We start from the raw sequence: 15,167 nt of genomic DNA, 5'->3' as shown, positions 1-15,167 counted from the left end.
TAAACGCTTAAAGCGTTATTTAAACCATTTTTTCGGCAAAAAATAAAATGTTGTTTATTTACCAACATTTTCAAGCTACAAAAATCCACAGTCAAATTTGCCTATATGTAGAGCAAACCAATTCGATATTCACTTTAAAGAACAAGTTATACACAATATTATCCACAGCCTGTGAATAAATTATGTTAAGTATATGATAGCAGAGTTTTATGTAATTATCAACTTCAATTTTCGTTTATAATGTGCTATGCTGTAGTAGTAGAATAAGCGCTTATATTGTCGAAATAAGATATTAGCTTGGAGGAATTTGTATAAAGAGATGCAAAAATTCAATAAATTAATGCGTATGATAACTCCTCGAGGGATGGCCAATAAATTATTTGCTATGATATGTTTTATTTGGATATTTATAACTATTTCTTTGATATGTATTGTAACAAATGTATCTGGGAACCTGCTTTATAAATTTAATAGGAATTTATTGGATAACCAGGCTAAGCAGACTGTAAATGTTTTTGATCAGTATATGGATATTCTTAGGAATACTGTGATGACGGTGAGCCGTGAGGATAACGTGAAAGCATTGATATCAGGAGATAATGAAGGATACAAAGCATACCTTGTGTATAGAGATTCTTACACTTATATTAAAAATATACATGAATTTTACGATTGGATGAATATTTATATAATAGTAAAGGATAAAAACTATATCATGTCGTCAAATCCGAGGGATGTTGTAACGGATTATGATAAAAAAGGTATTCCGGAGATGAGATGGTATAAATACTTAGAAGATGGTGTAAAAGAGACCCATATAATGTCTGACTTTATACCACCGGTTTCCTCAAATAGAGAACAGTTCGCTTATGCTTTGAATATAAGAAACATCTATAAATGGGATATAGAAGGCTATATTATAGCAACCATCGATAAAAATGTTCTTGATGATTTAGTGCGCGGCACCAGCTTTGAAAAAAATGGATTTATGCTCGTTTTAAATGATAATGGTCAAGTTGCTTATAATTCGGATCCGTCTATTCTTGGGGATGATTTGCCTATAGAACAGTTGTCCAATCAAATTAAAGATAGTGGTAATTATGCATTTGGTATTAACAAGGATTTTTATTATTCATCATGGAAATCTAGGACATCAGGGTGGAATTTCATAGCGTTTGCCGATAAAAAGTATGCTGAAAAAGAGGTTTTGGATTTTCAGTTGCTGGTATTTTCAATACTAATAGTCGCTATTTTACTTTTAATAATTGTGGCAAGATTTGTATCTGACACGTATTCAAAGCCTATAAAGCAAATTTTGAGGTTTATTCATGATATAGAGAAAAAGGAATTCGCTGGACAAATTGATCTAGAACTTGAGGATGAAATGGGAGATCTGATAAATTCCTTTAATGCTATGATTGCTTCCGTAAGGCAAAACCAAGTGTTAAAGAAAAAGGCCGAGATAGATGCTTTACAAAAACAGATAAACCCTCATTTTCTCTTTAATACGTTCCAATCTATAAAAGCATTGGCTCAGCAAAATGATTCTCGGAGCGTGATTATGATGATTGAGAAACTGAGCGATATGTTCCATTATAATATGAATAGGGATAAGAGTCCAATGACCGAAATACGCTACGAAATTGAACATGTGCGCAATTATCTCGATATCCAGCGAGTGAGATACGGAAATAGGATGGAGGTTTTTTATGATATAGATGATAGAATACTTCCTTATTGGACGTTGAAATTCATATTGCAACCCATAGTTGAAAATTCCATAAGCCACAGCATGGAACAGATGAGCGGTGGATACAGGCTCGATATCCGAGGTGGATTTGACGGCGACGATATTGTTTTTGTTATACGGGATAATGGTGTGGGGATACCGGAAGAAAAACTTATAAAACTCAGAGAATATATATATGATAAAAGCGGCACTGTAGAAAATGATAACTTCGGAATAGGACTAAGAAACATACATGAAAGGTTGTACTTGTTATATGGGGATGGTTATGGGCTTACCGTCGACAGTGTTTTGGGCCGGTATACCGAGATATGTGTCAGGATTTCGAAGATGGATAGAAAGGAAGCGATGCAAAGTGTTAACTATATTGATCGCGGATGATGAACCTTTGGTTAGGAGCAGTATACGCTATACATTGCAGGAGATAAGTATTAAAACGAGCGTTGTAGGCGAAGCCGAAAACGGCGAAGAGGCGTTGGAATTTTATAGAAGGCTGCTGCCAGATGTCATTATTGTGGATATAAAGATGCCGCTAATGAGTGGATTGGAGTTTATCGAAGAGGTTAGAAAAATAGACCATGTTACTCAGTTTATCGTTGTAAGCGGATATGCCGAGTTCGAATATGCGCGCCAGGCTATGAGAAGCGGTGTGAATAGTTATGTCCTTAAGCCTGTTAAAAGCAGTGAATTAGAAGAGGCATTGAAAAAGTGCATATTGCAGTTAAAGGATAAATACGAGGAAATGCTATCCGAAAGCGATAAAATCATTCGCTACATCGAGCAGAATTTTTCCTCTCCTTTAACGTTGGAAATATTGGCTGAAAAGTTTAATTTTAGCCCTAAATATATTTCAGTGCTCATAAAAAACAAGGTTGGATATAGTTTTACCGACTATCTGACATCACTCAGAATAAAGAGAGCGGTCGAGCTTATCACAAAAACAAACCAGAGCGTGAAATCTATAGCAATGTCGGTAGGGTATGATGATCCGCATTATTTTGATAGGATTTTTAAGAAAAAAACCGGTAAGACTCCGTCGGAATTTCGAGAAAATTTATAATTTTTAGGAGAATAATTTCATCAGAATATATAGAAATAGTCCACATTGTGAGTCCAATAGTGCAAATACAAACAGAATGAACCATGTTATACTTAATGCGTGATTTGAGTGGTTTATTTTGTTTGTTTTATTTTAAAAAGGGAGTGTCTTGATGAGAAAACTAGGATTTTCTGAAGAAACAAAGCGTTTGATGAAAAAATACCGTATGCTATATCTTTTTTTGATACCAGCTGGGGTTATACTCATCTTGTTTGCTTATTTGCCTATGGCTGGCTTAGTTATGGTGTTTCAACAATATGACCCGGTATCAGGATTTTTAGGCAGCGAATGGGTAGGATTCGAAAATTTCAGGAGAGTATTCAGTTCACCGGTATTTGGGCGTTCTTTACGCAATACATTGGTTATAAGCAGTTTGAAACTCCTTGTCAATTTTCCTGCGCCTATTATTTTTGCACTGTTGCTCAATGAATTGCGTAATCAGCGGTTTAAGAAAACCGTTCAAACCATTACTTATATGCCCAATTTCGTATCATGGGTAATCGTTTCCGGTATATGGTACAGCATGCTTTCCGCTAATGGCGTGGTCAACCAAGTTTTAATGAAATTGGGGCTGACTAACGATGCCATTCTGTTTATGCAGCAAAAGAACCTTTTTTATCCGATAATTGTTTTTACGGATTTATGGAAATCGCTTGGGTATAGTACTATATTCTATATAGCTGCTATATCTACGATACCTGTAGAAAATTATGAGGCTGCTAAGATCGATGGTGCAGGAAGGTTTAAACAGGCGATATATATTACTTTACCGTCTCTTTACAGTACGATAGCCTTATTGTTTATAATGCAGGTGGGCGGTATATTAAATGCCGGCTTTGATCAGATGTGGACCATGAACAACCTTGCTGTAAGAGATATAGCCGATATACTGGATACCGCGGTGCTTAGAACGCTGACCAGCGGTTCAATAAATGATTTATCTATTGGTGCGGCTCTCGGTATGTTTAAGTCTGTGGTAGGGCTTATTCTATTCCTTGTAGCTAACTGGGTTTCCAAGAAGCTCGTAAACGAATCTATTATATAAGGCGGAGGTGCAGTTATGAAAACGAGCAATGGGGAAAAAGTATTTGATATATTTAATGTGATATTGATGATACTATTTATGTTTATATGCATATATCCGTTTATTTATGTTATCGCTCTATCATTTAATGATGGCATTGATGCGATGCGCGGCGGTATATACTTTTTCCCGAGAAAGTTTACTTTGGAGAACTATGCTAAATTATTTGAAGACGACAGAATTATAACAAGCTTTTTCATATCGGTTTTCAGAACCGTTGTAGGAGCCTCGCTAGGAGTAATTGTGAATTCTATGTTTGCTTATGGTATAAGCAAGTCGGACATGCCGTTTAGAAAGTTTTTCAATTGGATGATCGTTATTCCGATGTACTTCGGCGGAGGTATAATCCCTTATTTCCTTATTTGCAAGGCGTTGAATTTGACGAATAATATATTGGTATATGTAATTCCATGGCTGGCTACGCCATTTTATATTATGCTTCTTCGTATAAGCATAAAAGATTTACCTGAGTCATTAGAAGAAAGTGCGCACTTGGATGGAGCGAATTATTGGACTATTTACTGGCATATAGTAATGCCGTTGATCAAACCGGCGCTTGCCACTGTAATTCTTTTGGGTGGAATAGCTCAATGGAATGACTGGCTGGATGGTACCATTATGGTAAGCGATACGCGGCTTTGGCCCATGCAGACATTGCTCTTGAATATCTTGCAGGGTGCGGATATGATGAGCTTTTTTAAGGATAAAAATCTTTCGACGGCTGTAGGGTCGATGGCGCGTAAGATAAGCATTACTCCAGAATCCCTCAAAATGGCTATGTTGGTAGTGACTGTGGCTCCCATTTTTATGGTTTATCCTTTTGCTCAGAAATACTTTATAAAAGGCATATTGGTAGGTTCGATAAAAGGGTGAAGCGCAAGCTGACCTTTTATATAAATAAAATGAAAGAAAAGGAGAAGAATAACTATGACAAGAAGGTTTATGCGTCTGATGGCACTGGCTATCGCAGTAATTTTAATGATCGGTGTTTTTGCTGCCTGTGCTGGAAACAATGAGGAGGATGCCGCTCCGCCTGCTCAGCAAGACTCGTCTGATAATTCGGAAGTTCCCGAACTGGCATCTCAGTGGAGTGAATTTTCCAAGCATCACAGTAAACCTGTGACGTGGTTTGAACAGGGTTGGACGGGGCCGGAAAAAGATAAGGATATTATCGGGCCGGAAATTGAGAAACGTACCAATTTCCATATGGATTATATTCCGATGACAGTTCCTACGGGTAATGATTATACCCAAAAACTCAACCTTATGGTGGCATCCAATGAGGTGCCCGATATTTTCTTTGGAGGCAATGACAGCTATACGCGTACCATTTATGAAAAATTAGGGCAAACAGGTAAGATATGGGATATAAGTGAGATCATAAAGGATTATGACAATCTTTATAAACTTGTGTATCCCGAGCTGGTCCTATATAAGACCAAGGATAACACAAATTATTTTGTTCCGACGCAAACCGGTCGTGGGAATGAGGTATTGAACGAACCGCCTCACGGGCTGTATGTGCGCAAAGACTTCCTCGACAAGCTAGGCATGGATTATCCGAAGACACCGACTGAGTTCAAAGAATATCTGCGCCGTTGCAAGGAGGAAATCACCGTAAACGGGCAAAAGGCAAATGGCTTGGTTTTGGGCGAAAATCTTTCGGGCATAGAACAGCTTTATGAGCCTTTCTTTCCGTTGATAGGTGACCACGAGAGCTATACTTTACCGTTTGATCCCAACGATAACTGGAAAGTTAAAAATTACGAGTATACCGACAGCCCGGAACTGATGCAAGCCGCTAAATATATATATAGCTTAAATGCTGAAGGGTTGCTGGATAAAGAAGCGCTGACAATAAAACAAGCGCAAGTTCAGGAAAAAGCTTCTTCAGGTACCGCCTCTGCCATTACCGCAGCCTGGTGGGATATGAATACCTATAGTGATAATGCAAAGCAAATTGTTCCGGAATTGATGTATGTAGCACCGCCGATAATGTATAATTCAGAGGAAATAAAGAAAAGCCGTTTGAGAGATTGGACAAACTGGGTCGGCGGTTGGTCTTCAGTCATATTCAATAAGGATAAAGTCGATGAGGAAACCCTTCGTCACTTTTTAGCCGTGATGGATTATCTAGCTACTGAAGATGGGCAGATGCTGGTCCAAGCCGGTGTTGAAGGTGTGACATATAAATTCAACGAAGAGGGTAAATATGAATTTATTCCCGAATTTGTTAAAAAAACAAACAATCTCGATTGGAACAAAGCTGCCGCTTACGGGGTGTTCTATTATTCACAGCTGGTATTCAATGTACCGGCTATAAGGGATAAACAAACTGTTTCTCCTGCTCTAGTCAGAGAAGACAATAAACTGGGGTGGGAAAACCGCCAGGAAATACGCGACCATTATAAAGCTGACATGGATCCGCCCAAAGATTATTACTTTTTACCCGGGGAAATTGAATTACAGAAATTTCCCGCTATAAGAGATGCAAAGCTGGAATTCTGGGCCAAGGTCTTATCGGCCAAATCGGAAGCCGAAGTTGAGAAACTGGTGCATGAGTGGGGCAAAACATGTAAGGATATGGGTATCGATGAAATTATAGCCGAACGTCAGGCGTATATAGATAATTTCCAGATAGTCGAATAGATTTAAGCCAAATAATTCCCCTGCTTCGGCAGGGGATATCTTTTATATAATGAGAAAGGAATTAACGATATGAATGCGATTTATAGGATAGGATATAACGATAAAAATTATGTGCATGAATTAACCGCTCATACCACTGAGAAACTCGATGACGGTTCGCAGAAGGAGCTGTACATGCGTTTTTTGGATTACCGCGCTAATCTCCGCGTAGAGATTACGGTGCTTCGCGATGCCGAATTCAGGGTGAGCAAGTATACCGCGGTTTTTCATAACAATACGGACGAGGATATCAGGCTCTATCAACTGGATGTGGGCATGTCGGTAAAATCAGAATGCATGACGCTGCAGTATTTTACATCGGATTGGGGTTCGGAATTTTTTCCTCATGAGCAGGAAATAAACTCCGAATTCTCATTTGGATCGATTTCCGGCCGTTCAAGCAAAGGGTTTAGTCCGTGGGCAGGCCTTATTACACCGCAGCGTTGTTATTCGGTGGCGTTGGCATGGTCGGGGTGCTGGAATTGTACTGTAAACCCTGAACAAGAGCAATTCCAATTCACTATGGGGCTTTCATCCGAAGGGTTTTATACAGATATAGCGCCAGGAGGAAGCTTTACTTCGGCATCCATTTATGTTGCCGAAGGAGAGAATGTCGAAGAAGCTTCGCTGCAGATGCGCCGTTACTTTCGAAGCAGGCTGAGCCTGCTCAATGATGGTGGCATAGCCGATGTCCCGCTTGAGTATAACGAATGGTGGCCATATGAGGATAAATATATCACAGAAGATATATATTTGGAAAATGCAAAAATTGCAAAAGAGCTAGGTTGCCGATATGCGGTGATGGATGCCGGATGGTTTGGAAGCGAAAATGGGCAAGGTTGGTATGAAAAACGCGGCGACTGGGATGTCATAAATAAAGAGCGTTTTCCATCCGGGATGAAAGCTCTTTGCGATAACGCGAAAAAAATAGGCATATTACCCGGCATATGGTGTGAGATCGAAGCAGTAGGACAAGGTGCGGAGTTGAATCATACGCATGATAATATTATAGCTAAAAGAGACGGAAAATCTTTAGGCTACGTATGCCTTGGCAGCGAAGAAGGCAAGGCGTGGGCCATGTCGGTAGTAGATAAGATTCTGGGGGAATACGGTGCAAAATGGATAAAGTTCGATTTCAACCTCGATCCCGCTCCCGGCTGTAATGCTAGCAATCACGGCCATGGTGAAGGAGATGGATTGTACGCCCATTATATCGGATATTATCATTTAATGGATGATATCCATAAAAAATATCCTGATGTGGTTATTGAAAATTGCTCGTCAGGAGGTCTGAGGCATGATATAGAAATGCTATCTCATACTCACTGGGGCCATCTCAGCGATCCGGATTATACTGAATTCCACCTGCAGGTATTCTGGGGTGCTCTGTCCTATTTGCACCAGAGCGCATGCCTTCATTTCAGTTGGTCAGAAGTACTGCAGGATCATAATCTGGGTATATTAAATCCCATCAGCGAGGATATGGAGCCCTATAAATTCGATTACTATATACGCGCAGTTCTCATGGGGATTCCGGGGTTTTCCTATCGTCTGCCTGAGATGCCCGAATGGTGTAAAAGGAGGCTCAAAGAACTTGCGGGCTTTTACGAAGATATTTACGAAGATTATATTTTAAATGGAGATGCTTACAGGCTTACATCGCAGCCACTGATGGGTGGCAAGGGCGAGAGATTTCCTGTGTTTCAGTTTAACAATGTGTCGGCAGAGGCGGTCGTATTTGCATTCAGACTACAGGGGGCAGAACCGCAGCAATTGGTTTATCCCAAAGGATTGATTGGAGATGTTCTGTATGAGGTTTCCTATATTGACAGCGGAAGGACCGCAACAGCTTTTGGGAGAGAACTGCAGACAAACGGGATTCTTCTTAGCGATTTGCCCGAAGAAAGCTCCGAGGTAGTAAGGATGGTTAGGAGGGGAATGCAGCGTTTATGAATAGCAGAGAAACTATGTTAAAAACTCTAAATTGTGAAACAGCAGATCAAATTCCTGTGACACCGCATTGGTGGGGATTATATAAATTCCAACTTGCCGGTTTTTTGACGGGGTATGATCGTGAAGCCGAGGCATGGAGTATTACCGGCCAAGAACTTGCTGAGGTAGATAGTTTGTTTTATGAGAAATTTCATCCTGATATGTTTCATTTAACCACTGGCGCACCTAAAATTAAGGAAAGTGAGGCTATAAGAGAGGAAAAGCGCCGTATATTTGAAGCCGTATACAAACTAGAATCCTACTCAATTATAGATGAATATATCGATTCTCACTATCAAGACAAGGAGGAAATTATAAAAAGCGGTATATTTGACCATATACAGATCCTCTCCGATAAATATAAAAATGAATGTGTGCTTATGCTCAACGAAGGGAATCCCATCAGTTGGATATTAGACCCTCATGGTTGTGTTGGTTTTGAAAATGGGTTGATTTCCATGATAGATAAAGCTGATAAAATGGAATATCTTATTAACAAGTGTTATGAGGCTATATTGCCACGTATGGAGGCGTTAAAAGAGATGGGGGGAGACGGATATATAGGCTCGGAAACATATTGTTCAGCCGATATAATGTCTCCTGATATGTATCGAAACCTTATTTTCGAGGCCCAAAAGAAATTTTACACAGCACTTGATCGGATGGGATTGATACCGGTGGTATACTTCCTAGGAGATATTAATCCGCTGCTCGATGATATCAAGCAGTTGGGAGTAAAAGGCTTAATGGTGGAAGAGAGTAAAAAGAACTTTACTTTAGATATAGGCTCAATTTATGATAGATTAGAAGGCCAGGTATGTTTATTCGGCAATCTGGACAGCGTTTATATATTGCAAAAGGGTAGTAGAGAAGACGTTGTGAGGGAGACGCGCAGGCAGATATCGGTGTGCAACCGTGGGAGTTTCGTAATGGCTAATGGATGCCCTATATCTTTTAATACTCCACAGAACAATATCCTTGCTATGATAGAGACTGTCCACAACGAGGGACGGGTGCGGTGAAAAATATTGCTCGAAGGATTGCCAAATATCGAGACATAGGTTATAATAAAACGATGTAATATATTATTAGCTTTACAGGAGGGTTGTTTAACATGCTTCAGACGTATCAGCCGAAAAAGAGGCATAGACAAAGGGTGCACGGCTTTATGGCGAGAATGAGCACCAAAAATGGTCGTAAGGTTTTGAAACGCCGCAGACAAAAAGGCAGAAAGGTATTATCTGCCTGAGTGTATAGCATGCCAGGATGGAATAAGGATAACAGGCTAAGGCATAATAGGGAGTACAGGGTCGTTTATAGAGCTGGAAAAAGTGTGGCCAATAAGGATATGGTATTATACTTTGCCAAAAATAAGCAGAGTAATGTAAGAGCCGGCTTTTCTGTCAGCAAAAAGATAGGTAAAAGCGTTGTACGCAATAGAGTAAGGCGTTTAATTAAAGAGGCTTTCAGACTGCATATAAATGATATAAAACCGGGTTATGATCTGATATTTATAGCCCGCACAGGAAATAAAAGTCTGAAGTATGCCGATGTGGAACGCGCTGTGCTGGATGTATTGAAAAAAGCTGGATTGTATATCGATAGTAAGGAATAGAGTTGATGAAATATGAAGTATATCTTGATGTATATTATAAGATTTTATCAGGGGTATATATCGCCGCTGAAACGTCCCAGCTGTAGGTTTTATCCTACATGCTCCCAATATGCCTATGAAGCCATATCCAAGTACGGGGCGTTGAAGGGTGGATTCATGGCTATAAAACGCGTGTTGTCGTGTAATCCATTTAATCCTGGCGGCTATGATCCTGTGAAATGACAAAAATAGAGGAGAAAATTAGATGACTGCTGCTTTAGCATCGATTCTCGAATGGATAAACGGAATGGTGGGGAGTTATGCTTACGCTATCATTATATTCACTATATTGATACGTACCGTGCTAGCACCGCTCGATATAATGCAAAGGCGTTCCACACAAAAAATGAATGCCATTCAGCCGAAATTAAAAGAATTGGAAAAGAAATACGGGAAGGATAAACAAAAGCTTCAACAGAAACAGATGGAGCTGTATCAGAAGGAAAAAATAAATCCATTGGGTGGCTGCCTACCTGCGATAGTACAGATGGTACTCCTTTTTATGTTGTTCGCTGTTATAAGGCAATTAGTAGGTACGCCTGATAATCCCGGTGCTCTGGTAGGACAAAGCTTCTTATGGATTAAGGATATAAGCCTGCCCGATGCCTTTTGGGTGACTACTAAGACAGGTGAGATAAACGGTTATTTCATATTACCGGCATTATCAGGTATTACTCAATACCTCTATATGAAGCTTTCCATGCCGCCGCAGACGTCGTCGGCACAACAGCAGAATCCTATGGGCTGTAGCCAGGAAACAATGAATATATTTTTCCCGCTGTTTTCGTTGTATATAACGTCTACCTACGCTTCGGCTTTTGCTTTATACTGGGTTGTAAGCAACATATTCCAGGTAGTGGAGTTTTTGATTATAAAGCCTAAAGACACAAGTTTAGTACAGGAGTCGGTAAAGGAGGGGTAATATAGAATGCGTTTCGTAGAAGCCACTGGCCGTACCGAAGAGGAAGCTATTCAATCGGCTTTGGACCAGCTAAACGTATCAAGGGATGATGTAGATATCGAAGTATTGGAACCGGCCAGCAAGGGCATATTAGGATTATGGGGGTCTAAACCGGCTAAGGTTAAAGTTACGGTAAAGGATAAAAAAGCCGACAAAGCAAAGGAATTTTTAGAAGGCGTTATAGAGCGTATGAAAGTCGATGCCAGTATTGTAGTGGAACAGCGCGATGGCGGCGATATTATAATGAACATAGAAGGCGCAAGGATAGGTCGTTTGATAGGGCATAGGGGAGAAACGCTGGATGCTTTACAATATCTGGTCAACTTGGCATGTAATCGCGATGGCGAGGAGCATAGCAAGATAATATTGGATGCGGAGAATTATAGAAAAAAGAGGGAGCAAGCGTTGGTCGACCTTGCATTTAAGATGGCGGATAAGGTAAAGCGTACGCGCCGTAGGGTTATATTGGAGCCTATGAGCGCATATGAAAGGCGTATATTGCATACGGCGCTGCAGAACGACCCGGATGTGACGACGTATAGCGAGGGTATAGAGCCGCGGCGCAAGGTCGTTATAACATTGAAATAAAAGCTTTTTGCTTTAATGCTCGGTATGATAGATACTGAGCATTTATTATATAAGTACAATTATAAGGGAGGCGATAAATATAATATTGTCGGAGGCCACTATAGCAGCCATATCCACGCCAATCGGTGAGGGTGGCATAGGCATAGTCCGCTTAAGCGGGCCAAAAGCCATCGATATAGCTGACAGTATATTTATAAATATAAAGGGTCGGAAAATAAAAGATGCCCCGAACCGGAGCATATTGTACGGCCATATAAAAGATCCGGATACCGGCCGTGATATAGATGAGGTGCTGGTTAGCATTATGCGGGGGCCACATTCGTATACCGGTGAGGATGTGGTAGAGATAAGCGGTCACGGCGGCATGTTGCCCTTGCGGAGGGTGCTGGAGGTCGCTGTAAGGGAAGGTGCTGTTTTAGCTCAGCCCGGTGAATTTACAAAACGCGCCTTTTTGAACGGACGAATCGATCTGGCGCAGGCTGAATCGGTCATGGATATAATATCGGCTAAAACCGATGTGGCGCTGACTAGTTCTGTTATGCAACTCGAGGGCAAGCTGTCGAGGAGTATAGAGAAGATAAGGGTTGCACTTTTAGATGTACTGACACATATAGAAGCGCTTATAGATTATCCCGAAGAGGATGTCGATGAATTGAGCACGAAAGATATGCGCAAAAAGCTCGCGGATGAGTATGACAGCATAGAGAAACTACTGGCTACGGCCGATACGGGCCGCATAATCCGCGAAGGCTTGAAAACTGCTATCATAGGCAGGCCTAATGTAGGAAAATCTTCGCTCTTAAATGCGCTGCTCAAGGCGGACAGAGCCATAGTCACTGATATACCCGGTACCACGCGCGATATAATAGAGGACTATGTCAATGTAAACGGGATAGCGCTCAATATCATAGATACAGCCGGTATAAGGGAAGCAGCCGATGAGATAGAACGCATAGGTATTGAGAGAACGCGCGATACCGTTTATAGGGCCGACCTCGTTATATTTGTGCTGGATGGGTCGCAGCCTTTGCACCAAGACGATAGGGCTATAGCATCGCTTATATCATCTAAAAAAGCTATAGTCGTATTGAACAAATCGGATCTTGGAAGGGTTGTGACAGAGGCTGAGGTGAATGCTGTTTTACCCGATGCACCGGTGATAGAGATGTCGCTTAAAGAAGGGTATGGACTTGATGACCTTGAGGGTACAATAACGGATATGGTGTATCATGGCAAAGCCATAGCGTCGGATGAGGCTATGATAACCAATGTGAGGCATAAAGAGGCCTTGATATCAGCTGCCGAGGCACTGCAGAGATGTTTATTTTCTATAGACGACGGTATGCCTATGGATCTTGTATCCATCGACTTAAAGGATGCTATAGAGGCCATGGGCCTCATAAGCGGAAAGACGGTGGAAGATGAAGTGGTGGATAGGATTTTTGAACGCTTTTGTGTAGGGAAGTAGATATTTACATGGAGTTTGAATTAAACACATACGATGTGATAGTGGTTGGAGCAGGCCATGCGGGGTGTGAGGCGGCTCTTGCATCGGCACGCATGGGCTGTAAGACACTGGTAGTGGCTATAAACCTGGACAGTATAGCCATGATGGCATGTAATCCGTCTATAGGCGGTACATCCAAAGGGCATCTGGTACGCGAGATAGATGCTTTGGGTGGGCAGATGGGCATAACCACAGATAAAACAGCCATACAGGTGCGTATGCTTAATACATCCAAGGGCCCAGCGGTGTATTCACTGAGGGCTCAGATCGATAAGAAGGCTTATCAGGCCGTTATGAAGCAGACGCTGGAGCAACAGGATAATCTTGATGTAAAACAGGCCGAGGTGGTGCGCCTTCTGGTTGAGGAGGGTGCCGTACGTGGTGTTGTAACGCATACAGGAGCCATATATCGCGCCAAAGCTGTGATATTGACCACCGGCGTATATTTGAACGGCCGGGTGATAATAGGCGAAGTAAGCTATAGCAGCGGCCCGAACGGTATGTTTCCGGCTACTCATCTGTCGCAGGACCTTTTACTTTTGGGCATAAAGTTGCAGCGTTTTAAGACGGGTACGCCGGCCAGGGTGGCCGGGCGCAGCATAGATTTTTCAAAAATGGCATTACAGTTGGGCGATGAACCACCCATACCGTTCTCATTCATGGATGATAAACTGGATGCCAAGCAGGTGCCGTGCCATCTGACATACACCAACGAGCGGACGCATGAAATAATAAGGAGAAATCTGCATCGCTCGCCGCTTTTTTCGGGTGATATAAAAGGCGTGGGGCCGCGATATTGCCCTTCCATTGAGGATAAGGTGGTGCGCTTTGCCGACAAGCCCAGCCATCAGATATTCATAGAGCCAGAGGGACTGAATACCGATGAGATGTATGTACAGGGTATGTCCAGCAGCCTGCCCGAGGACGTGCAGATCGAGATGTTACGCTCGATAGCCGGTTTGGAGCATGTTGAGGTAATGCGGCCGGCTTATGCCATTGAGTATGACTGTATAGACCCGACACAGCTCAAATTGTCGCTTGAGATAAAGCATATACGCGGCCTGTTTACAGCCGGCCAGATAAACGGCAGCTCGGGCTATGAGGAGGCTGCGGCTCAGGGCATTATGGCCGGCATAAATGCTGCGCGTATGGTACAGGGCAAACCGCCAGTTATACTGGATCGTTCGCAGGCCTATATAGGCGTCCTTATAGACGACCTGGTCACCAAGGGTACAGCCGAGCCCTACCGCATGATGACATCGCGCGCCGAGTATCGCCTTTTACTTCGTCAGGACAATGCCGATATGAGGCTTACGCCCATAGGTTATGAAATAGGGCTGGCTGGCGCTGAGCGCTATGAGCGATATTTGCTTAAGAAGGATCAAGTGGAAAGTGAATTGGAACGCTTGAAAAGTACTATTATAGCGCCCGACACGGAGGTAAACGAGCTTTTGGGTAAGCTATCCAGCCAACCTATAAAGACCGGTGTAACACTGTACGACCTGCTCAAGCGACCCGAGATAAGCTATGCTGCGCTGGCGCCCATCGACAAGGATAGACCGTCGGGTTTATTACAGCAGGCTATAGAACAAGTGGAGATCAACGTCAAGTATGAGGGTTATATCGCCAGACAGATGATGCAGATAGAGCGGTTTAAGAAGATGGAGGACCATAAGCTGCCCGACGATATAGATTACAACGCCATAAAGGGCCTGCGCATAGAAGCACGCCAAAAGTTGGACAGGATAAGGCCGCAGTCGGTCGGGCAGGCGTCGCGCATATCAGGTGTGTCGCCTGCCGATATATCAGTGCTGCTTATATATTTGAAGCAGCACGGGCTGTAGGGG

Annotated in this window: 14 protein-coding genes; all 14 read left to right on the top strand. The window is 42.1% G+C overall.

Features of this window, described 5'->3' with window-relative positions; genetic code table 11:
• Positions 1-481: 481 nt before the first annotated feature.
• The 14 genes from MAHAU_RS14740 (at position 482) to mnmG (ending at position 15,164) form a co-directional block, all read left to right on the top strand.
• A complete protein-coding gene (locus tag MAHAU_RS14740; protein ID WP_171804993.1) occupies positions 482-2,128 on the top strand; it encodes a sensor histidine kinase in 1,647 nt (548 codons plus the stop codon).
• The gene (locus MAHAU_RS14735; RefSeq protein WP_013782504.1) at positions 2,103-2,807 is read left to right on the top strand and encodes a response regulator transcription factor; all 705 of its coding nucleotides are present in this window, start codon (positions 2,103-2,105) and stop codon (positions 2,805-2,807) included. The genes MAHAU_RS14740 and MAHAU_RS14735 overlap by 26 nt, the downstream gene beginning before the upstream one ends.
• A gap of 151 nt (positions 2,808-2,958) precedes the next feature.
• Positions 2,959-3,891 carry an ABC transporter permease gene (locus MAHAU_RS14730; RefSeq protein WP_013782503.1) on the top strand — a complete coding sequence of 311 codons (933 nt, stop codon included), beginning with the start codon at positions 2,959-2,961 and terminating at the stop codon, positions 3,889-3,891.
• Positions 3,892-3,906: 15 nt separating this feature from the next.
• Positions 3,907-4,803: a carbohydrate ABC transporter permease gene (locus MAHAU_RS14725; protein WP_013782502.1), complete on the top strand. Its 897-nt coding sequence runs from the start codon at positions 3,907-3,909 to the stop codon at positions 4,801-4,803.
• A 54-nt stretch (positions 4,804-4,857) separates the two neighbouring features.
• Positions 4,858-6,579 carry a type 2 periplasmic-binding domain-containing protein gene (locus tag MAHAU_RS14720; protein WP_013782501.1) on the top strand — a complete coding sequence of 574 codons (1,722 nt, stop codon included), beginning with the start codon at positions 4,858-4,860 and terminating at the stop codon, positions 6,577-6,579.
• A gap of 69 nt (positions 6,580-6,648) precedes the next feature.
• Positions 6,649-8,571 carry a glycoside hydrolase family 36 protein gene (locus MAHAU_RS14715; protein WP_013782500.1) on the top strand — a complete coding sequence of 641 codons (1,923 nt, stop codon included), beginning with the start codon at positions 6,649-6,651 and terminating at the stop codon, positions 8,569-8,571.
• Entirely contained in the window at positions 8,568-9,632 is a 1,065-nt protein-coding gene (locus MAHAU_RS14710) for a uroporphyrinogen decarboxylase family protein (protein WP_013782499.1), read from the top strand. The genes MAHAU_RS14715 and MAHAU_RS14710 overlap by 4 nt, the downstream gene beginning before the upstream one ends.
• A gap of 92 nt (positions 9,633-9,724) precedes the next feature.
• The gene (gene rpmH / locus MAHAU_RS14705) at positions 9,725-9,859 is read left to right on the top strand and encodes a 50S ribosomal protein L34 (RefSeq protein ID WP_013782498.1); all 135 of its coding nucleotides are present in this window, start codon (positions 9,725-9,727) and stop codon (positions 9,857-9,859) included.
• 9 nt (positions 9,860-9,868) lie between these two features.
• Positions 9,869-10,225, top strand: a complete 357-nt coding sequence (rnpA, locus tag MAHAU_RS14700) for a ribonuclease P protein component (RefSeq protein ID WP_013782497.1) — start codon at positions 9,869-9,871, stop codon at positions 10,223-10,225.
• Positions 10,226-10,237: 12 nt separating this feature from the next.
• Positions 10,238-10,447, top strand: a complete 210-nt coding sequence (yidD, locus tag MAHAU_RS14695; protein ID WP_013782496.1) for a membrane protein insertion efficiency factor YidD — start codon at positions 10,238-10,240, stop codon at positions 10,445-10,447.
• 22 nt (positions 10,448-10,469) lie between these two features.
• Entirely contained in the window at positions 10,470-11,186 is a 717-nt protein-coding gene (locus tag MAHAU_RS14690; RefSeq protein WP_013782495.1) for a YidC/Oxa1 family membrane protein insertase, read from the top strand.
• A gap of 6 nt (positions 11,187-11,192) precedes the next feature.
• Entirely contained in the window at positions 11,193-11,813 is a 621-nt protein-coding gene (gene jag / locus MAHAU_RS14685; protein WP_013782494.1) for an RNA-binding cell elongation regulator Jag/EloR, read from the top strand.
• Positions 11,814-11,898: 85 nt separating this feature from the next.
• Positions 11,899-13,281, top strand: coding sequence for a tRNA uridine-5-carboxymethylaminomethyl(34) synthesis GTPase MnmE (mnmE, locus tag MAHAU_RS14680; protein WP_013782493.1), 1,383 nt, complete (start codon positions 11,899-11,901; stop codon positions 13,279-13,281).
• A gap of 8 nt (positions 13,282-13,289) precedes the next feature.
• Positions 13,290-15,164 carry a tRNA uridine-5-carboxymethylaminomethyl(34) synthesis enzyme MnmG gene (gene mnmG, locus MAHAU_RS14675; protein WP_013782492.1) on the top strand — a complete coding sequence of 625 codons (1,875 nt, stop codon included), beginning with the start codon at positions 13,290-13,292 and terminating at the stop codon, positions 15,162-15,164.
• The last annotated feature ends 3 nt before the right edge of the window (positions 15,165-15,167 follow it).

It is taken from the genome of Mahella australiensis 50-1 BON (assembly GCF_000213255.1).
Classification (GTDB): Bacteria; Bacillota; Clostridia; order Mahellales; family Mahellaceae; genus Mahella; species Mahella australiensis.
Note: the sequence above shows the minus strand (reverse complement) of the source record. Positions and strands in the feature narration are given on the sequence as shown.

Coding starts and splice junctions, on each gene's coding strand:
- MAHAU_RS14730 (WP_013782503.1), top strand. CDS start 2,959: ATGAGAAAACTAGGATTTTCTGAAGAAACAAAGCGTTTGATGAAAAAA.
- MAHAU_RS14725 (WP_013782502.1), top strand. CDS start 3,907: ATGAAAACGAGCAATGGGGAAAAAGTATTTGATATATTTAATGTGATA.
- MAHAU_RS14720 (WP_013782501.1), top strand. CDS start 4,858: ATGACAAGAAGGTTTATGCGTCTGATGGCACTGGCTATCGCAGTAATT.
- MAHAU_RS14715 (WP_013782500.1), top strand. CDS start 6,649: ATGAATGCGATTTATAGGATAGGATATAACGATAAAAATTATGTGCAT.
- MAHAU_RS14710 (WP_013782499.1), top strand. CDS start 8,568: ATGAATAGCAGAGAAACTATGTTAAAAACTCTAAATTGTGAAACAGCA.
- rpmH (WP_013782498.1), top strand. CDS start 9,725: ATGCTTCAGACGTATCAGCCGAAAAAGAGGCATAGACAAAGGGTGCAC.
- rnpA (WP_013782497.1), top strand. CDS start 9,869: ATGCCAGGATGGAATAAGGATAACAGGCTAAGGCATAATAGGGAGTAC.
- yidD (WP_013782496.1), top strand. CDS start 10,238: ATGAAGTATATCTTGATGTATATTATAAGATTTTATCAGGGGTATATA.
- MAHAU_RS14690 (WP_013782495.1), top strand. CDS start 10,470: ATGACTGCTGCTTTAGCATCGATTCTCGAATGGATAAACGGAATGGTG.
- jag (WP_013782494.1), top strand. CDS start 11,193: ATGCGTTTCGTAGAAGCCACTGGCCGTACCGAAGAGGAAGCTATTCAA.
- mnmG (WP_013782492.1), top strand. CDS start 13,290: ATGGAGTTTGAATTAAACACATACGATGTGATAGTGGTTGGAGCAGGC.